This window comes from Acetomicrobium thermoterrenum DSM 13490 (genome assembly GCF_900107215.1).
Classification (GTDB): domain Bacteria; phylum Synergistota; class Synergistia; order Synergistales; family Acetomicrobiaceae; genus Acetomicrobium; species Acetomicrobium thermoterrenum.
This window is the reverse complement of sequence record NZ_FNPD01000002.1, coordinates 19958-40156: the sequence shown is the minus strand read 5'-3', so window position 1 is coordinate 40156 and position 20199 is coordinate 19958. Positions and strand designations below refer to the sequence as shown.

At 52.0% G+C, this 20199-nt stretch carries 16 protein-coding genes; 12 read left to right on the top strand and 4 right to left on the bottom strand.

The annotated features are described in order from the left end of the window. Positions 1-30 precede the first annotated feature (30 nt). The 12 genes from BLU12_RS01790 (at position 31) to BLU12_RS01735 (ending at position 15763) form a co-directional block, all read left to right on the top strand. Positions 31-2319, top strand: coding sequence for a xanthine dehydrogenase family protein molybdopterin-binding subunit (locus BLU12_RS01790; protein ID WP_091460139.1), 2289 nt, complete (start codon positions 31-33; stop codon positions 2317-2319). Further along, complete coding sequence (locus BLU12_RS01785; protein WP_091460137.1) at positions 2316-3191, top strand: FAD binding domain-containing protein; 876 nt, start codon at positions 2316-2318, stop codon at positions 3189-3191. The genes BLU12_RS01790 and BLU12_RS01785 overlap by 4 nt, the downstream gene beginning before the upstream one ends. Next, on the top strand, positions 3184-3660 hold the full coding sequence (locus BLU12_RS01780; RefSeq protein WP_091460136.1) for a (2Fe-2S)-binding protein: 477 nt from the start codon (positions 3184-3186) through the stop codon (positions 3658-3660). The genes BLU12_RS01785 and BLU12_RS01780 overlap by 8 nt, the downstream gene beginning before the upstream one ends. Before the next feature lie 71 nt (positions 3661-3731). Beyond that, positions 3732-5069, top strand: a complete 1338-nt coding sequence (ssnA, locus tag BLU12_RS01775) for a putative aminohydrolase SsnA (protein ID WP_091460134.1) — start codon at positions 3732-3734, stop codon at positions 5067-5069. Beyond that, positions 5051-5869 carry an FAD binding domain-containing protein gene (locus BLU12_RS01770; protein ID WP_234945370.1) on the top strand — a complete coding sequence of 273 codons (819 nt, stop codon included), beginning with the start codon at positions 5051-5053 and terminating at the stop codon, positions 5867-5869. The genes ssnA and BLU12_RS01770 overlap by 19 nt, the downstream gene beginning before the upstream one ends. Positions 5870-5874: 5 nt before the next feature. Beyond that, on the top strand, positions 5875-6342 hold the full coding sequence (locus BLU12_RS01765) for a (2Fe-2S)-binding protein (RefSeq protein ID WP_200778693.1): 468 nt from the start codon (positions 5875-5877) through the stop codon (positions 6340-6342). Continuing rightward, a complete protein-coding gene (locus BLU12_RS01760) occupies positions 6335-8662 on the top strand; it encodes a xanthine dehydrogenase family protein molybdopterin-binding subunit (RefSeq protein ID WP_091460131.1) in 2328 nt (775 codons plus the stop codon). The genes BLU12_RS01765 and BLU12_RS01760 overlap by 8 nt, the downstream gene beginning before the upstream one ends. Before the next feature lie 59 nt (positions 8663-8721). Continuing rightward, entirely contained in the window at positions 8722-10095 is a 1374-nt protein-coding gene (locus tag BLU12_RS01755; protein ID WP_234945369.1) for a uracil-xanthine permease family protein, read from the top strand. 29 nt (positions 10096-10124) lie between these two features. Continuing rightward, a complete protein-coding gene (locus BLU12_RS01750) occupies positions 10125-12437 on the top strand; it encodes a xanthine dehydrogenase family protein molybdopterin-binding subunit (protein ID WP_091460129.1) in 2313 nt (770 codons plus the stop codon). Next, entirely contained in the window at positions 12434-13792 is a 1359-nt protein-coding gene (locus tag BLU12_RS01745) for an FAD binding domain-containing protein (RefSeq protein WP_091460127.1), read from the top strand. Before BLU12_RS01750 ends, BLU12_RS01745 begins: the two co-directional genes overlap by 4 nt. Next, positions 13789-14370, top strand: a complete 582-nt coding sequence (locus BLU12_RS01740) for a deaminase (protein WP_091460126.1) — start codon at positions 13789-13791, stop codon at positions 14368-14370. The genes BLU12_RS01745 and BLU12_RS01740 overlap by 4 nt, the downstream gene beginning before the upstream one ends. A 91-nt stretch (positions 14371-14461) precedes the next feature. Beyond that, the gene (locus BLU12_RS01735) at positions 14462-15763 is read left to right on the top strand and encodes an NCS2 family permease (RefSeq protein ID WP_091460124.1); all 1302 of its coding nucleotides are present in this window, start codon (positions 14462-14464) and stop codon (positions 15761-15763) included. 6 nt (positions 15764-15769) lie between these two features. Here BLU12_RS01735 and purD read toward each other — a convergent pair whose 3' ends face one another. From purD to purM, 4 genes are read right to left on the bottom strand one after another with little or no spacing between them, the layout of a single operon-like run. Beyond that, on the bottom strand, positions 15770-17038 hold the full coding sequence (gene purD / locus BLU12_RS01730; RefSeq protein WP_091460123.1) for a phosphoribosylamine--glycine ligase: 1269 nt from the start codon (positions 17036-17038) through the stop codon (positions 15770-15772). A gap of 43 nt (positions 17039-17081) precedes the next feature. After that, a complete protein-coding gene (gene purH / locus BLU12_RS01725) occupies positions 17082-18614 on the bottom strand; it encodes a bifunctional phosphoribosylaminoimidazolecarboxamide formyltransferase/IMP cyclohydrolase (RefSeq protein ID WP_091460121.1) in 1533 nt (510 codons plus the stop codon). After that, positions 18598-19194, bottom strand: coding sequence for a phosphoribosylglycinamide formyltransferase (gene purN, locus BLU12_RS01720; protein WP_327020373.1), 597 nt, complete (start codon positions 19192-19194; stop codon positions 18598-18600). The genes purH and purN overlap by 17 nt, the downstream gene beginning before the upstream one ends. A 5-nt stretch (positions 19195-19199) precedes the next feature. Further along, positions 19200-20195 carry a phosphoribosylformylglycinamidine cyclo-ligase gene (purM, locus tag BLU12_RS01715; RefSeq protein WP_091460118.1) on the bottom strand — a complete coding sequence of 332 codons (996 nt, stop codon included), beginning with the start codon at positions 20193-20195 and terminating at the stop codon, positions 19200-19202. Positions 20196-20199 lie beyond the last annotated feature (4 nt).

Sequence of the window (20199 nt, the reverse complement as noted above, 5' to 3'; positions counted from 1 at the left end):
GGCTAGTGAAAGGACAGAGGAGGAAGAGAGATGTTTAGCACGGTAAATAAACCCGCAGAGAGGGTCGACGCCTACGAGAAGGTTACAGGAAGGGCGAAATACGGAGCAGACCTTCAGTTTGCCGGGATGCTTTACGGCAAGGTGCTTCGGGCAAAGCATCCTTCGGCGAGGATAAAAAACATTAACGTAGATAAAGCTCGCGCCATACCGGGCGTATGGGCCGTCATGACAGCCCAAGACGTTTTCTGCAACGAAATAGGCGTCATCATACAGGACCAGCAGGTCCTGGCCAAGGAACGTATTTACTACATAGGCGACGGCGTAGCCATGGTGGCGGCAGAATCCCTTGACGTTGCCGCCAAGGCCTTAGAAGCTATCGAAGTGGAATACGAAGAAATAGAAGGAATTTTTGACCCCCTATTGTCAAAGGAAAGCAATCCTATACATCCCGAAAGAGTCAGCAATGAAGTGGTACACCATAAATTGAGAAAGGGCAACGTCGATGAGGGCTTTGCTGGAAGCGATGTCATCATTGAGAGAGAGTACGAGACGCAGTTTGTGGAGCACAGCTACATAGAGCCTGAGGCTGTCGTTGCTGTCCCTCACGAAAACGGAAGCCTGGTGACGATCTACGGTTCCGTTCAAAACGTCTTCGCTACCAGGGATGCCGTAGCGAGGTGCCTTAAGGCTGACCTGAGCAAGGTAAGGGTCGTTCAAAACCACATAGGCGGCAGCTTTGGCGGCAAAGACGAGGTCGTGTCCGCCATGGCCTGCAGGGCAGCCCTTTTGGCCTTAAAGACTGGCAAGCCCGTTAAGATGGTAAATACCAGGGAAGAGTCAATAGTTGAAAGCTACAAAAGACATCCCTATAAGATGAAATATAAGGTAGGAGCCACTAAGGACGGCAAGCTGGTTGCTATGGAAATTGAGGCCATAGCCGATGGCGGAGCTTACGCCTGCCAGACCCCCTTCGTCACCTGGAGGTCCGTCGTCCAAGCGACGGGGCCTTACGAAGTGCCCAACGTCAAGACCGATACCTACGGATATTATACTAACAACGTATACACAGGCGCCATGCGCGGTTACGGCTCCCCTCAGGTGATATTTGCAAACGAGTCTTTAATGGACGAGCTTGCCCAGAAACTTGGCATAACTCCGCTTGAGATAAGGCTTAAAAACATCTTGAAGAACGGTTCGGTGACGGCAAGCGGACAGAAGCTTGACCGCCACGAGGTAAGCCTTGCTGAAGTCATGAAAAAGGCCGCAGAGGCCATAGGCTATGAAGAAAAATACAGGGAATACAGCAAACCCCAAAGGGGCGACAAGCGCAGAGGCATAGGCATGGCCATAAGTTTCAGGGGCTGCAGCCTAGGCGCCGAGGCCGTTGACGCTGCCGGAACGGTTTTGTCCATCCAAAAGGACGGAAGCGTTTACCTTTATAGCGGCCTGGCAGAAAACGGCCAGGGTCTTAAGACAGCCTTCTGTCAGATCGCGGCGGAAGAACTTGGCATAGAGATGAAACATATAACTTTCCTCGAGGCAAATACCTTGATCTCACCGGACAGCGGCTCCACCGTAGCGTCGCGCTCCACCTTAGTAGGAGGAAACTCCGTTATGAGGGCCGTCGAGAGCGCCAAGAGGGCCCTTTCCCGCTTTCTGGCCGAGGAGTTTGGATTGCCTTCAAGTGACCTGGTGTTCAAGGAAAACTGGATATATACTCCCGATGGCAAAAAGCTGATTTCCTTCGCCGAGGCGGCTAACAAAGCTTTTTGGGCCGGCGTACAGCTGTCCCATGTGGGCTGGTACGTGGCGCCAAATATTTACTGGGACGAGGAGGAAGGAAGGGGCAATCCCTACTTCACCTACGTCTATGGCTGTCAGATAGCCGAGGTCGAGGTAGACATGGGGACGGGCGAGGTGACGGTCTTGAACATGGCCGCCGCCCATGACGTGGGACGGGCGATAAATCCTGAGATGTTGAAAGGGCAGATATACGGGGGAGTTATGATGGGCCTGGGTTACGGCATCATGGAAGAGGTGGAGACCGACGAAGGTTATATCGCAAACACCAACTTTGACGAATACATAATTCCCACCTCTAAGGACATGCCCAACATAATCCCCATAATCGTCGAAAATCCCGACCCCGACGGACCCTTCGGCGCGAAATCCATTGGGGAGCCTACGCTTGAGCTTGGGGCAGCTGCCATAGCCAACGCAATCGCACAGGCTACGGGCAGGAGGATAAGATCGCTGCCGTTGAACTTGGAGAGGGTGCTTTTGGGCCACCCCTTGAGGAAAGGACGTGGCAAAAAATGATAGACTATGAATTTTTTAAAGCTCCTTCTTTGAAGGAAGCACTGGAGTTTCTCGGCTCTCACGAAGGCGTGAGAGCCATAGCAGGCGGGACGGACCTATTGGTGGACATCAGGAAGGAAAACGCGCGTGCTAAGGGTTTCAGGTATTTGCTGGACATAAGCGGATTAAAGGAATTGAAGTTCATCGAAGAAAGAAAGGACTGCGTGGCGATAGGGGCTTTATCCACTCATACGATGCTTGTGGAGTCTCCCGTAATTAATAAACACTTTCCTCTGTTGGCCTCCGCTGCCAAGACCATAGGTTCCACCCAAATAAGAAACAGAGGCACCGTGGGGGGAAATATAAATAACGCCTCACCCGCTGCCGATCTGCTTTCTCCTCTTATTGCCCTAAAGGCGCATGTGAAACTGCGTACTTTAAATGGCGAAAGAAAGCTTCCACTGGACGAATTTTTGGCCGGTCCCTATAGGACGAACCGTCAAAGCGACGAAATGATGACGGAAGTATGCGTGCCCCTGCTCGGCGAAGGTTACTTTACTAATTTCCAAAAGATAGGAAGAAGAAAGGCCATGAACATAGCCAGGCTTAATCTGGCGGTCGTCTTGGGCATAAAGGGCGATACCGTCTTTGACCCTAGAATTGTGCCAGGCGCAGCGACGGCGTACCCGATTCGCTTTGGCAAGATCGAGGAAGCAATTTCCGGCAAAAGGATTGGCGAAATTGATCCAGCCGAGATAGGCGAAAGGGCAAGCGAGGAGATGATCTCTGCCACGGGCGTTCGCTGGTCAACGCCTTATAAGCGCATAGCCCTGGCAAGCCTGGTAAAGCGCGCCTTGGAGACGATTTTTAGGGAGGCGAAGGCCGATGAGTAATATAGAAGTCACCATCACCGTAAATGGGACGAAACATTGCCTTACAGTCGGGCCGAAGGAAAGGCTGCTTGACACCTTACGGGAGCGCCTTCACCTTACCGGCACGAAGGAAGGTTGTGGCGTCGGGGAATGCGGAGCCTGCACTGTAATACTTGACGGTGAGGCGGTACATTCCTGCATGGTCTTGACGGCTCAAGCCGATGGAAGCGAGGTCCTTACTGTCGAGGGCCTGGAAAAAGAAGGTCAACTTCACCCGTTGCAGGAGGCATTTATAAAGCATCACGCCGTGCAGTGCGGTTTTTGCACGCCCGGCATGCTCATGTCCGCCAAGGCCTTGCTCGACAAAAACCCTAACCCCACCAGGGAGGAGATAAAGACCGCCATAGAGGGAAACTTGTGCCGCTGCACGGGGTACGAACAAATTATAGAGGCGATAGAGAGTGCAGCCAGGGCGCTGGAGAGCCGTTGAGAAGTTGAGAAAGGGCAGAATATAATTTATTCGGATCGATTGAAATATCGATCAAGAAGGGAGGGGTGGGAATGCTCATATTAAAAGGCGGGACAGTTGTAACCCTTGGCGAAGACTGCAAGGTCATAGAAGATGGCGGTCTGGTCATAGACGGCGAAACGATAGCTGCCGTGGGCAAAAGTGATGATATTCTTGCAAAATATGGCAATAAGGAAGGGATAACGGTTAAAGACTTGGGCGGCAGGCTCGTGATGCCAGGCTTTCTCAATGCCCACATGCACCTTTACAGCAGCTTCGCCCGCGGCATGTCCATAGCGGGACCCTCGCCAAAGACCTTTAAGGAGATACTGGAGCGGCTTTGGTGGAGTATGGACAAAGACCTTATGACGGAAGAGGAGCTTTACTACAGTGCCCTTGTAGGCGCCATAGATTCGCTCAAAAGCGGGACGACCGCGATACTTGATCATCACGCCTCTTTTGGCATGATCGACGGAAGCCTTGACGTGCTTGAAAAGGCCTTAAAGGACGTCGGAATTAAGGGGTCTTTATGTTTTGAGGTCTCGGACCGCTGGGGACCGAAGGCAAGAGATGCCTCCATAGAAGAAAACGTGAGGTTCATAAAAAAGAATGCCAATGATCCCTTTGTTCGGGCCATGTTTGGGCTTCACGCTTCTTTCACGCTTGAGGATGAAACGATAAGGCGCTGCGTGGGGGAAGCAAAGGATCTCAACGCGCCCTTTCATTTTCACTTGGCCGAAGGTTTGGCTGACGTGACCGATGCCAGAGAGAGGGGTTACAAGGGCGTAACGGACAGGTTGTACGAGCTTGGAGTCTTAACCCCTGGCAGTCTTGCCATTCACGGAGTGCATATAGATGAGCCCGAAATCGAGCTTTTGGCGAAATGTGGCGTAAATGTCGTTCATAATCCTGAGTCCAACATGAACAACGCCGTGGGCGTGCCAAACGTCGTAGGGATGATAGCAAAAGGCGTAAACGTGGGCTTGGGGACCGACGGCTACACCCCTTCCATGCTTGAGTCCGCCAAGGTGGCTTACATAATACACAAACACGAGCGTCGGGATCCGACCGTGGGCTGGACCGAGACGGCGAAGATGCTTTTCGAGTCAAACGCTTCCATCTTTTCGGCCCACTTCGGCAAACCCATGGGAGCGATAAAAGAAGGAGCTGCTGCCGACCTGGTCGTCCTTGATTACTATCCACCAACGCCTTTGACGCCCCAAAACCTTTTAGGCCATCTTATATTTGGCATTCGTGATAGCGCGGTAAATACCGTTATAGTAGGAGACCGCGAGGTCGTAAAAGACCACGTCCTAGTGAGCATGATTGAAGAAAGCGTCATGGCGGAAGCCAGAAAGGTGGCAGAAAGCTATTGGAAGAAAAGGAGTTGAAAGCGATGGAGTGGTATTTTCCAAAAAGCCTAGAGGAACTGGCAGAGCTTTTAAAGGAAGAGGGCGCGCTTATCCATGCAGGCGGCACGGTCATAAAGGAAGAGAGGATAAAATCGGCAAAGCGGGTTATCGACATCTCTTCTTTACCCCTAAACTATATCAAGAAAGAAGGCGACATGTGGCGCATCGGAGCGACGGCAACCCTGAGTCGAGTTATGGATTCCTTAGAAAGCGACCACTTGCTTGTCAAGGCTTTAAAGTGCACGGCGACGACACCCTTGAGGAACAGGATCACCATGGGCGGAAGCGTGTATCTGTCGCCCCTTTGGTCGAACCTTATGGGCCCCCTTCTGGCATTGGAAGCAGAAATTGAAGTCCTGGGAAAAGGGCAGGGTACCTGTAAATACGAGGAGTTTTTATCCAATAGGGGCAAGTTTCAAGATTGTGCCGTGACTGAAGTCAGATTTCCTGACGCGAAAATAATCGGCTATTTCGACAGATTTGCTCGAACGGCCACGGATTACTCGGCCCTGACCGTTACAATTGCTCTGTCCGTCGAAGGCGAGTCTATAAGAGGTGCAAAGGTCGTGGTTACAGGCACGAAGAAGGCATACGACAGGTTAAGCGGAGTTGAAAAGGCGCTTCAAGGCAGCAGGCTTGAGGACGTGGATGCCGAAGGGATTTTAAGGAATGTCAACGTCGAATTTGCCGACAAGCCAGCAGGAAGCGGCCCTTATCTGACCGAGGTCTCTAAGGTATTGCTTTGTCGCGGCCTGAATGCTTTAGGTGGTGCGAGGTGATGGAGATGAAGGCATCGTTTAACATAAACGGAAAAGTACACGAACTGGAATTTGCTCCCCATGTCAGGCTGTTAGACCTTTTACGCGACAACGGCTTTACGGAGGTAAAATGTGGCTGCAGGGAAGGCTTTTGCGGCGCCTGCAGCGTTCTGCTCGATGGAGAACTCGTAAACTCCTGCATGGTTTACGCTGCTTCAGTAGGCGAAAGAAAAATAACGACGGTCAAAGGCATAGGGTCTATTCACGAACCCCACCCGATACAGGAGGCCTTCGTCGAGGCAGGAGCAGTACAGTGTGGCTACTGCACTCCAGGCATGGTGCTTGCCACTTACGCTCTACTTCAAAGAAACCCTGATCCCACTGCCGAAGAGATAAAGGAAGCCCTTGACGGAAATTTCTGCAGGTGCACGGGTTACGTGAAGATAATAGATGCCGTGAAACTTGCCGCGAGGAAGGTGAAGGAAAATGACTGATTATATCAACATTGGAAAAAATAAGGAGAAAGTCGATGCCCTGGCGCTCGCGGCGGGCGAACCGCTCTTTGCTGACGACTTTGCGCTTAAAGATCCCCTTCATATAGCCTTTCTTTACTCGCCCCACGCTCATGCGAAGATAAAAAGCATAGATACGGTCGAAGCTGAATCGATGCCCGGCGTTGCGCTGGTGTTGACCTACAAAAACACCCCAAGGGTGCTTTACACCTCCGCAGGCCAGTCACATCCAGAACCTTCGCCCTACGACATGTACATGTTCGACGAAAAAGTGAGGTTCGTCGGCGACAGGGTGGCCCTGGTAGCAGCAGAAAGTGAAGAGATAGCGAAGGAAGCGGTGAAGAAAATCAAGGTGGAATACGAGATGCTTCCTGCCCTTTTTGATATTGAAGAGGCCGAAAAAGATGGAGCGCCCGTACTTCACGACGGAGAAGAACACGTCATGATACCTTCCGCCATATACAGGCCGGAGAAAAACCTTGCTGCCAGGATAGCCTTCTTATATGGCGATTCGCAGAAAGGATTTGAAGAGGCGGATTTCGTGCAGGAGGCAACTTACTATACCCATATCGCCTCCCACTGCGCCCTGGAGACGCACGTGACGAAGGCCACGTTTGATCACTACGGCAGACTGGTTCTCATTACCTCGACTCAGGTTCCCTTCCACGCCAGGAGGATAGTCTCCAACATATTGGGAATTCCCCTGGGCAAAATAAGGGTGATCAAGCCCCGCATTGGAGGCGGATTCGGGAGCAAGCAGGAAGTGCTGCTTGAGCCTTACGTGGCATTGGTTGCATGGAGGACGAAGCGGCCGGCACAGATAGTAACCTCCAGGGAGGAGTACTTCGTATCGGGAAGGACGAGGCACGCCATGCGCTCCAGAATAAAGATGGGCGTCAAAAACGACGGCACAATCGTTGCCATGGAGATCGATGACCTCATGAACGCAGGTGCATACGGGCCCCATGGGCCTACCGTCCTGGCAAATACGGGCGCCAAGGTGCTTCCCCTCTTCAACAAAATAGAAAACGTCTCCTTCTACGCCGACTGTGTATACACCAACCTCCCCGTCGGCGGAGCCTATAGAGGCTACGGAGCTACCCAGGGGTTTTTCGGGCTCAATCAGCACATAGATCACATAACGAGGCTTCTCGGCATAGACATGGCCGAGTTCGTCAAGAAGTGGCACATAAAGACGGGCGAGACCTCCGAGGTCTTTAAAGCCATAGGCGAGGGCAAGACCGGACACGAGCAGGTCGTCACTTCCTGTAAGCTTTCCGAGTGCATAGACGAGGCTGCACGAGTCATCGGGTGGAAGGAAAAGAGAGGGGTCAAAAGGAAAGAGGGCGACAAATGCTACGGCGTTGGAATGGCCGTAGCGACCCAGGGATCGGGCATTCCCCTGATAGACATGGGCGGCGCCCACATAAAGATGAACGAGGACGGCTCCTTTAACCTCTACGTTGGAGCCACAGATATAGGGACGGGCTCCGATACGGTGCTCGCCCAAATTGCGGCCGAAACATTAAAGGTGCCATCGGAGAAGATAATAGTGCTTTCTTCCGATACGGACCTCACGCCCTACGACGTGGGAGCCTATGCTTCTTCCACAACTTACGTATCGGGCAACGCCGTCAAAAGGTGCGCCCAAAAGATAGCGGAGAGGATCATGGAAGTCGCTTCGGAGATGCTCGAATGCCCCAGGGAAGAGCTGACCCTGGGGGTGGAGGAAGTCTCTCACGTAAAAAGCGGCCGAAGCCTAAGCTTTAAAGACGTGGCTTACTATGCCTTTTATGCGAAAAACCAGTTTCAGATCGAGGAAAGCGCCTCCTTTGTCAGCCCCGTGTCGCCCTTCCCTTTTTGTGCCACCTTCGCCGAAGTGGAAGTCGACATAAAGACCGGTATCGTCAGGCCCCTCAAGGTCGTTACGGCCATGGACTGCGGCAACGTCTTAAACCCGAAGCTTGCCGAGGGGCAGGTGGAAGGAGCAGTATTAAACGGCGTAAGCTTCTCTCTCTGCGAAGAGTACCTCTTTGACGAGAAGGGGAAGATGAAAAACCCCAACTTCTGGGACTACAAGGTATATAAGACCACTGACTTGCCGGAGGTCGTTACGATACTTGTACCCTCTTTCGAGGAGTACGGGCCATATGGCGCAAAATCGGTCGGAGAAGTGGCCATCAATACGCCGGGGCCTGCGATCGCTAACGCCATTTACGACGCCGTCGGAGTCAGGATGTACGACCTTCCCATGACGCCCGAGCGCGTCTTAAAGGCAATCAGGGAAAAGGTAGTAAGCTAAGGCAAAAGGGGTGTCCGCTGCGGGATGCCCCTTTGATTTTAAAAAGGATGGTGAAAATAATGGCGTATGACCCCGAACAGGCAGTATTCAAGCAGGAAGTGGAGGCTTTGACGAAGCCTGTTTTGACGATAGACGAGAAGCCGAAGTCCGTGTTTGAAACGCTCTATTACGCCCTCCAGCTAACCTTGGTAGATTTCAGCCCCTTCATCTGGGCTACGGCATTCGTGGCCATGGCGGGGCTTCCGGAAAGCGTTACGCCTTCCATGATAAGCTACTGCTTCATAGGCGTTTTCGTGGCGACCATGATACAGACCACCCTGGGAAACAGGCTTCCAGTGGTGCAGCTTCCTTCCGTTCCCATATTCATAAACATGGCTTCCATAGCCAAAACTTATCCCTACGGGCTCACCACCGCCTGGGGAGCTGCCTTTACTGGCGGTATTATCGAGGGACTTTTCGGAGCATCCAGAGTACTCACGGTTTTAAGGAAATTCATGCCTCCCGTCGTGGTGGGATCGGTAGTAGCTACCATCGGTTTTGTCATCACTCGCATATCGCTTTCTTGGGTATTTGCCATTCCGAATGCCCTTCATTTGTCACTTGGGATAATAAGTTTTCTCTTTGCCCTCTTTTTGCGGTTTAAACTTAAGGGCCTGATCTCCAGGGGCTTTGTGCTCATCTCAATTCTTATTGTGGGTATAATTGGCGGAACGGTTCTGGGTATTTTCGATTGGGGAAGCGTTGCCCGCGCAGGGTGGGTGAGCCTTCCAAAGCTTTTCCCCTTCAAGGGCTACGACGGTGCGACATCGCCTTTGATAATAAGTATTTCCGCCATTTTATTGGTGTTAACGGGATATGCATGCTCCATGTTTGAGTCCATAGGGGATTATGCTGCCGTATGTACAGCAGCGGCCGAGCCTTACAAAGTAAAGCATATGAACAGGGGAATAGCTGCCGAGGGCTTTTCCTGCGCTTTGTGTTCTCTTTTCGGAGGCCTTCCTGTCACCAGCGCAAGCCAGAACGCCGGTATCATAGCTTCGACGGGGATCGCAAGCAGGGTAGTCACGCAAACAGCGGCTTTTATATTCCTTCTTTACGGGCTGTGTCCCAAGTTTACCACGATCCTGGCTGCGATCCCAAAGTCGGTCATAGGCGGAGCCTTTATAATAAGCGCGGGTTTGATACTGCTTTCTGGCATTAACACTGTCATGTCCGATGTCAAAAACAACTTCGGTAACATGATCGTAGCCGGAGTTACCCTTGGGATCTCCGTCATGATGCCCTACTATTTAAATTTGGACAGGGGCGCCTGGCTTGAGACTTTGCATCCCTTCGTGAAACTTTACCTAACGAACAACGTATTTTTGGCCGTCACTGTGGGCATTGTGAGCAATTTGCTTATAAATTACGTGTTTTATAATAAAAACCAATAATCCGGTTGGATGAGGGGAGATGTTGCCCTTTGGTTGAAAAATTAAAGGTTACGCCGACGGAGAAAAAATTTAGGGAGGTTATCGGAAAGCCCGTCGTTAGGGTAGATGCCTGGGATAAGGTTATGGGGAAGGCAGAGTACATAGATGACTATCCAATCCCTGGTTGTTGGTACGGAGGCACTGTGAGAAGCGACGTACCTCACGGAAGGATCGTTGGTATCAGACAGAATCCGTCCTTTGACTGGTCGAAGGTGGTCTTTGTGACGGCAAAAGACCTTCCGGGCCCGAATGAGGTGGCCATGGTAAGGCGTGACATGCCCGTATTGGCAGAGGATATCGTAAATTACGTATCGGAACCTATAGCTCTCGTTGCCGCTCCTACAAAGGCACTCCTCAAGGCTGCACTAAAGGCCGTAAAGGTTGAAATCGAACCACTGGAGCCTGTTCTTTCCATCGAGGAGGCCCTTGAGGGCAAAAAGGTGATATGGGGCAATGACAACGTCTTGGCCAAGTTCGAGGTAAAAAGAGGAGACGTCGACGAGGCATTTAAAGAAGCAGATATCATCATTGAAGAAACTTACAGGACGGGCCATCAGGAGCAACTTTACCTGGAACCCCAGGGGATGGTGGCCCTTCCCCGCGATGATGGAGGCGTGGAGGTAGTAGGTTCGCTTCAGTGTCCTTACTATATACATGGCGCCATGACGCATGCTTTAAACCTCCCACCCGATAAGGTCATCATAAAACAGGCCGTTACGGGCGGAGGCTTTGGCGGAAAGGAGGATTTTCCCTCCCTTCTTGCGATACACGCAGCTGTGCTGGCCTTGAAGGCCAAAAGGCCCGTGAAGATCATCTACGACAGGGCCGAAGATATAGTCTCCACCACCAAGAGACACCCTTCCAGGATAAGGCACAGAACGGGGGTAAAAAAGGACGGCACGATAGTCGCCCAGGATGTAGACTTGGTCTTGGACGGAGGAGCTTATACGACTTTGAGCATCGTAGTGCTTCAAAGGTCGCTGCTTCACGCTACGGGCTGCTACCAGATACCAAACGCACGAATCCTTGCCAGGGCCGTGGCCACAAATACCCCGCCAAATGGTGCCTTCAGGGGCTTTGGCGCACCTCAAAGCATATTTGCCATGGAAAGACAGATGGATAAAATCGCAAGGACGCTTGGTTTAAGTCCTGTAGAAGTGAGGCGTAAAAACCTGTTAAAGTGCGGAGATGCCTTTCCCTTCGGTCAAAGGGTCGAGGACGACGGTGCAAGACTAGTCTTTGAGCGTGCCTTGGCGATCTCGGAATACGAAAGAAAGAGGGCCGAGTATTCAAAAGATCAGGGCCCGAAAAAACGTGGCATCGGCGTGTCGCTTTTCCTTCACGGAGGAGGCTTTACTGGAGCGGGAGAGCAGAAGATCAACGGAAAAATAAAGCTTTTTTTGGCGAGGGAGTCAGTCGAACTTCACGTGAGCAACGTCGAGATGGGGCAAGGTGCCGCGACGGTGCTCACTCAAATAGCAGCTCAGGGCCTTCAAATTCCCTTTGAGAAGGTGAAGTACTGCCAGCCCGATACGTCCAAGGCCCCTGACAGTGGTCCGACAGTCGCCTCTCGCACCACTATGATCGTGGGAAAGATCGTGCTTCGTGGGACAGAAAAGCTAATTATGCAGATAAAGGAGTACGTATCCAGACATTTTGACGTCCCCCTTAGGGACATAACCTATGCAAGGGGAACATTTTTTGAAAACGGTACTCCCCTGGCTGACTTTTTTGAAATAGCCCGACGGATCGAGGAAGAAAGGGGACCGTTGGAGGTCATAGGCGATTACGTCCACCCCCCGGAGCTTAACTGGGACGACGAGAAATGTCAGGGGGACGCATACCAGGGTTACGCCTGGGGAGCAAGCGTCTTAGAAGTGGAAGTAGATACAGATACCTGGGAAGTGAGGCCCTTGCGAGACACCGTTGTCGTTGACGGCGGCACTGCCATAAATCCCTTGCTCGCCCTTGGTCAGGTAGAAGGCGGAAGCCTCCAGGGATTAGGATACGGTTACCTAGAGGTCATAGAGATGGAAGGCGGCAGATACAGGAACAACAGGCTTGCCAACTACGCCATCCCTACCAGCGTCGATTGCCCCGACTTCTTCGTGGAACTTATGGAAATTCCCTGCAGCAGGGGAGCCTTTGGGGCAAAGGGATTGGGTGAAATGCCTTTAAGCGGGGGAGGACCTGCGGTGGTAGCTGCCATTGAGCACGCCACGGGGCTTTTTGCAAACAGACTTCCCGTTACGGGAGAGGTGCTTACCGCGCTTGAGCAAGAAGGGGATGAAAGACGATCATGAAGTTACGGTTTACTTTAAACGGACAGGAAGTTACGGCCGAGGCTTCTCCCCTGGACCGACTGCTTGACGTCTTGAGGGAGCAGCTTGGGTATGTTGGCACCAAAGAAGGCTGCGGAGAGGGAGAGTGCGGAGCCTGTTCGGTGATTTTAAACGGAAAACTCGTGAACTCCTGCCTGGTTCCAGCTCTGCAGGTGCGGGGCGGGGATGTGCTCACTATAGAAGGATTGGACGGCGAGGAAGACGCGCTTCAGAAGGCCTTCGTCGAGGAGGGGGCGGTACAGTGCGGATTCTGTATTCCGGGGATGGTCTTGGCAGCACGGGCTCTTTTAAGCACAAACCCCAATCCAACCAGAGAGGAGATAAAATGGGCCCTGGCGGGAAACCTCTGTCGATGCACAGGTTACGAACGGATATTTCGCGCCGTAGATAAAGCGGCGGCCGAAGGCTACGGCAGAAAGATTGCTGCTGAAAAGGGCAGAAGGGATAATGTGTCCGAGGAATCGGTAAAGCTTCAGGGAAGCGAGCCCTCCCGGGTATTTTTGCCCGACGATCTGGAGGAGGCCTTGGAAATTCTGGAAAGGTACCCGGACGTGACCTTGTTGTCGGGTTGTACCGATTTTTACCCCGACCTTATGAAGGGAAAGCCCGAGCCCGAGAGGGTGATGGACATCTGGAATTTGAAGGAGCTAAAGGGGATAAAGCTCGAAGAGGGTTACATGGAGATCGGAAGCGGCACGACCTTTTCCGAGGTTGCCTCTTCGGATTTGGTGAAAGAGCATTTTCCCGCCCTGGCTTATCTTTCGACTTTAATTGGAGCCGTGGCCATACAAAATAGGGCCACAATCGGAGGGAATCTCGTCAACGGATCAGCTGCTGCCGACAGTCCGCCCCTGCTTTTCGTCCTTGGCGCAATAGCAGTGCTTCAAAGCAAAAGGGGAGTGCGCGAAATTCCCGTGACGGAGCTTTACAGCGGCTACAGAAAGACTGTTTTAAGGCCCGATGAGTTGCTTAAAAGCGTAAAAATACCCCTTCCTTCGGTGAAGTCGCGCCAATTTTTCTACAAAAGAGGTTCCAGGCTTGCTTTGACCATTTCAAGGCTTTCCGTGGCCGGGTTTATCGAGCTGGACGGCGAGGCAGTAGGTGACATCCGCTTAGCGGCGGGAAGCATGTCGCCCGTCCCGATCTTTTTGACTGAGACGGAAAAATATCTCAGGGGAAAGAAACTAACAGAGGAAGTCATCGACGAAGCCCGCCTTATTGCAAGCGAAGAAGTCTCCCCCAGGACTTCGAAGGACTACAGAAAGCGCGTCACGGGCAGATTGATATCGCGATTCTTAAAGGGGGCAAGATCATGAGCTGCGACGATAAGGCGTTGTTCAACAGGCTGCTTGACGTGATCGAGTACGACATTCTGCCGCAGACTAAAAAATGCGTCCCCCTGGGCCATAAGGTCTTTGGCGGCGCCGTGCTTAAAGCAGACGATCTTTCCCTCGTGGTTGCAGCCACTAATCACGAGGGAGAAAACCCCATATTTCACGGCGAGATATATACGATATTGAAGTTTTTTGAGCTTGAAGATCGTCCAAAGCCGCAGGACTGCATCTTTCTTTCGACACACGAGCCCTGCTCGATGTGCCTGTCTGCCATAGCCTGGGCAGGATTTCCGAAGATCTATTACTTTTTTAAGTACGAGGATACCGAGGATGTCTTCAACATACCTCACGACATCAAGATGCTCAAAGAGGTATTTGGATGCGAGCGTCCGAGCCATAGGAACTCCTTCTTTGAGTCGTACAGCATCATGGAGATGTTGAAGAATTTCCAAGATGAGGAAGCGAAAGTGAGAGTCGAGAGGATAATAGAGGAGTACAACGCGTTATCTCGGCAGTATCAAAGCATAAAGGACGGTATAGATAATATTATAAGAAAGTGATAGAGTTGATATAAACTTAAATTCTCCCTTTACGGAAGAGAAGCGCAATATAATTTTACGGGCAGTCGTTATTAAAGGAGGTGTTCGTATTATGGGTGAGTGGTTGGACAAGAGGTTTAACGTAACTGCGAGCGGAAGCAGCATACGCACCGAGATAATTGCCGGCATCACTACTTTTATGACTATGGCCTATATCATCTTCGTGAACCCCGCTATCTTAAGCGAGACCGGTATGGATTTCGGAGCGGTCATGACGGCCACCTGTTTGGCCTCGGCGATAGGGACGCTTTTGATGGCCTTTTTGGCTAATTATCCCTTCGCTCTGGCGCCGGGCATGGGGCTTAACGCCTTTTTTGCCTTCTCGGTAGTGCTTGGTATGCAGGTTGGGTGGGAAGTCGCCCTCGCTTGCGTTTTCATCAATGGAATCATATTTATAATATTGACGGCAGGTAAGGTAAGACAGGCCATCGTCAATGCCGTTCCCTACACGCTAAAGGTAGCGGTTGGAGCGGGCATCGGGATGTTCATAGCCTTGATAGGCCTGATACAGGCGGGCATCATTGTCGATAACCCCGCCACGCTAGTGTCGCTGGGCAATATAAAGTCTACAGGTCCTATTCTGGCTATGGTGGGGCTTCTTTTCATGGCAGTCCTTCATGCCTATAAGGTCAAGGGGTCCTTGCTTTGGGGTATTTTGCTGATCACCATCGTTAGCATCCCCCTCGGCATCACGACTCCCCCGGAGGGAATCATTTCCGCTCCGCCGAGCCTTTCTCCCGTCTTTTTTAAGTTGGACCTAAAATCTGCTTTGACCTTTGCCATGTTTCCCGTGATTATAACCTTCGTCTTCGTCGACATGTTCGACACCATAGGCACGCTCATAGGAGTTTCCACAAGGGCCGGCATGCTGAACGAAAAGGGAGAGCTTCCCAAGGTCGGTCGTGCCCTCTTTGCCGACGCCGTGGCGACGACTTTGGGTGCATGCCTTGGAACGAGCACCACGACGACCTACGTGGAAAGCGCAGCAGGAGTTGAGGAAGGAGGACGCACGGGTCTTACGGCCCTAGTTGTAGCGATACTATTTTTGTGCGCCCTCTTCATATCACCTATAGCAAAGATAGTACCATCCGTCGCGACAGCGCCCGCATTGGTCATGGTCGGCGTCTTCATGATGCAGTCGCTAAAAAATTTGAACTTCGACGACATAACGGAGATCGTTCCCGCCTGCATTACCATCTTTGCAATGCCCTTTACCTACTCAATAGCGGAGGGCATCTCCTGGGGGATAATCTCCTATGCGCTGATAAAGTTCCTTGCCGGACGCAGCAGGGAAGTCAGCAAGACGATGTACGTGCTTGCCGTGCTATTTTTGCTTAAGGAATTCATGCTTTAATAAATACTAAACAAAGGCCTGCCATGCTATGTCCCTGCGGTAATGAGCGTCCCTGAAAGTTATGGACGATACGGCGTGGTAGGCCTTTTCTCTCGCCTGTCTCAGGTCGTCGGCCAAGCCAACGACGGTCAGGACCCTTCCTCCGTCGGTGAAAAATTTTCCCTCGGCCTTTTTGGTGCCCGAATGAAAGACTAAAATATCTTCCCTATCCTTCAGCCTCTCCAGGCCCTCGATGGGGTATCCCTTTTCGTAACTGCCCGGATATCCGCCCGAGGCCATGACAACCCCAACGGCTGTCGTCTTGGCCTTTATCTCACCGAACTCCTCGAGGGTGCCGCTGCAGCAGGCAGTGAAAAGATCGCCCCAATCGACGTCGCATATGGAAAGGACTACCTGCGCTTCGGGGTCTCCGAAGCGGACGTTGTATTCAAGCACGTAGGGATCGCCATCGTGTACCATGATCCCGGCGTAGATGGTTCCGATGAAGTCCCTGCCTTCTGCCTTCAAGCCTTCAACTGTCGGGGCTATGATCTCCCTTTCTATCCTGTTTATGAGTGATTTGCTCACCTGAGGCAGAGGAGAGTAGGCGCCCATGCCGCCCGTGTTTGGCCCCTCGTCGTTGTCGAAGGCTCTTTTGTGGTCTTGACTTAAAGGCAGCATCCTGTAGCTTTTCCCGTCCGTTACCGCCATAGCCGTCAGCTCGTAGCCCTTTAGAAAGTCTTCGACCACGATGATTTGGCCCGCTTCACCAAGCCTTCTTTCGACTAAAAGCTCACTTACGATCCTTTCTGCCTCCTTCATCTCGCTGACGACGAAGGCCCCTTTGCCGGCGGCCAGTCCGTCGGCCTTGATCACGTAGGGAGGAGTCCGTTTGACGAGCGCCTTTTTTGCCTCATCAAGATCACTGCACACGTCGAAAGGTGCAGTTGGTATGTTTTGCCTTTTCATGAAATTTTTGGCGAAGGCCTTGCTGCCTTCAAGTTTTGCTCCTTCTTTACCAGGGCCGTAGACCAGGATGCCATGGTGCCTTAAGGCGTCGGCCACTCCGGCTACCAGGGGGGCTTCTGGACCTATGACGACGAGGTCGATCTTTTGACTCCTTGCCAGATCCGTTACCTCTTTTGCGTCCAGAATATTCGACGGGAAAAGGGGACACATTTCCGAGATGCCGCCGTTTCCGGGAGCGGCTATCGCTTCCGTTATGACCCTAGATTTTTTAAGGGAGTAAAGGAGGGCGTGTTCCCTTCCTCCGCCACCTAAAATTAGCGCCTTCATTGCGAAACCCTCGCTTTCTTCAATGCTTTCCTCAATGCTTTCCTCAATGACGGAAGGTCCTTGCCTTCGTCAAAAGCATTGGAACGCCCCGTTCGATGCAGGCCTTCTTTACTTCCTCGTCGCGCTTGGAGCCTCCCGGTTGAAGGATTAGGGCAATTCCAGCCTTGGCAGCTGCTTCTACGCTGTCGGAGAAGGGGAAAAATCCGTCGGAGGCCATGACGGAACCGCGTACTTTTTCTCCTGCATGTTCGATTGCCCATTTTACGGCGTCCACGCGGCTCGTAAAACCTGAAGCGATAGCGATAGTGGCGCCATCCTTTGCAAGGGCTATCGCATTACTTTTCGCAAGTGCGGCCGCCTTCCAGGCCACGAGGGCATCTAGCTTGAGGTCCGGTCTTTTCTCTCCTATCCATTCGCCGCCGTCGAAATCGGGCTCGGGTGGGAGTGTATCTTCCTGGGCTAAAAAACCAAAGGCTGTCTTGGCGATGCGAAAATCGTCGATGTTGCTTACGTCAAAGGCCAGCAACCTCAAATTTGGCTTTTTTTGTCGAAACACCTCTAGCGCCTTGGGGGCGAAGGAGGGGGCGACTATTATCTCGTAAAATTTCGTTGAGATCTCAAGAGCTGCCTCTTCGTCCACTTCGCGGGTGAAGCCTATTATGCCGCCGTAAGCCGATACGGGATCGGAGGCAAGGGCGCCTCGGTAGGCGGAGATCAAACTTTCTCCGATGGCCATCCCGCAGGGTGTTGTGTGTTTGATGATTACGCACCCTATGGAGTCGCTTAAAAGCTTTATGCCCTTTACGGCGCCGTCGGCATCGAGGATGTTGTTGTAGGAAAGGGCGCCTCCTCCCAACTGTTTAAAGGGCGTTTCCTTGATTGGGTCTTCGTAAAGTGCAGCGGTCTGATGCGGGTTTTCGCCGTATTTCATATCCATTGCCTTTGTCAGGGCAATGGGGAAAGCCTTGGGGAAAGACTCCTCTTCCGCTATCGCGTCTTTTAAGACGGAATGGATGATCGAATCGTAGGTGGCGGTTCTTGCGAAGGCCTTCAAGGCGAGCCTTTGGCGAGTCTCTATAGTCACGTTGCCCAGGGTTTTAAGTTCCTCCGTTATCCCTTCGTAGTCGTCGGGATCGGTGACGATTGTCACGTAGCGGTAGTTTTTGGCAGCAGCCCTGATGAGGGTAACTCCGCCTATATCTATGTTTTCGATCAGATCTCCCAGCCCTGACCTTTTCTTGGCCACTTCCTCGAAGGGATATAAATTACAGACCACAATGTCTATTAGGGGAATTCCCCATTTTTCTACGTCGGCCAGGTCCATTTGAAAATCCCTGCGGGCCAGTATGCCGCCCAATACGGAAGGATGAAGGGTCTTGACCCTTCCTCCCAAAATATGAGGATATCCCGAAAGATCGGCGATTTCCTTCACGGGGATACCCTGGTCCTTCAGGTATTGTGCCGTTCCCGAAGAGGAAACTATTTCGTATTCCAATTCGTGCAAGCTCTTTGCCAGCTTTTCTATCCCTCTTTTATCGAACACGGATATCAATGCGCGCTTAATATGGTCCTTCAATTATCATTCGCCTCCCTTTCTTCCTATAACGTCCTGAAAAAAGTTCCCTTAAGGTCCGCCAGTAAAGGTCGTGTTCTGCCTTATGGATTTTTCCCTCGAGGCTTTCGAGGGTGTCGCTGTCTTCGACGCGGACCTCCCTTTGGCTTAATATTGGGCCGTGATCCATCAGTTCATCGACGAGATGAACGGTGACGCCCGTCACCTTTACTCCGTATTCAAAGGCATCCTTAATTGCACTGGTGCCGGGAAAGGCCGGCAAAAGAGAGGGGTGTATGTTGACGATTTTGTCCCTGTATTTACTGACGAAATCTGAAGAAAGAATCCTCATAAAGCCAGCCAGGACGATCCATTCGACGGATTGGGACAATATATTTTCGTTAAGATGCCCCTCGGCCCTTGCTCTTCCTTCATTGTAAGGCAAAATAATCGTCTCAAAGCCCATTTCCCTTGCCTTTTTTATCCCTAAGGCATCCTTTTTGTCGCTTGCCACGAATGAGATGCGGGCCTTTAAATCTCCGCTGAAACACCTCTGGGCCAAAGCGACCATGTTTGTTCCTCTTCCGGATATAAGAACGGCCATCTTCGTCACGGCCCTGTCACCTCGCCAATTAGGAAAGAAGGCTCGTTAAGCTCCTCAAGGGCCTCTTTCAAGGTGGGAAGCTCGCCCTTTTCTACAATGAAGACATAGCCTACCCCGAGATTAAATACCCTTCTCATCTCTTTCTCTTCGACGCCGGCTTGGGCTATGAGATCGTAAATTTTAGGCCTCTTCCAGGAGCCGTAATCTATCGATACAGATAGACCTTCGGGGATCACCCTAAGGACGTTGTCTTTAAGGCCGCCGCCTGTGATGTGGGCCATGGCCTTGACCTTTGTTTTGCGTAGGACCTCTATCACGATCTTGGGATAAAGCCTTGTCGGTTCAAGTAAAACCTTAAAAAGGGGCAGATCCTCACCGAAGGGTTTGCTGTCCAGGTCCAGCTTTAATCCATCGTCGAGGAGGACCTTTCGTACCAGGCTAAAGCCGTTGCTGTGAAGCCCGCTTGAGGCAAGCCCTACGAGCAGGTCGCCCCCTTGGATATCGCTTCCTGCAATGACTTCTTCTTTTTTTACGATTCCGACGGCGAATCCCGCCAGATCAAAGCCATCGGGCGGATAGGTGCCCGGCATCTCGGCCGTCTCGCCCCCAAGGAGTGCACAACCGCTGTCCCTGCAGGCTTTGGCTATGCCGTAGATCACGGGAGAGTAGCGCTTTCCATCCAACTTTCCGCAGGCAAGGTAGTCCAGAAAAAAAAGAGGTCTGGCGCCGCATGTAACCAGGTCGTTTACGCTCATGGCTACGAGGTCTTGACCTAGCCCGTCGAAATGACCTGCTCTTTTTGCTATCTCAAGTTTCGTGCCAACGCCATCGCAGCATGCTGCCAGGCAAAGCCCTTCTCCCAAGTCATATAGGCCGCTAAAACCTCCTATGCCTGAGACCACCCCCCGGCTTTCTGCTATAAAAGCGGCCTCCTTCACGATTCGGATCCAATCGTCGGCTGCTTTTAAGGAAACCCCCGCCTTTTCGTAGGTCCATTTCATTTTA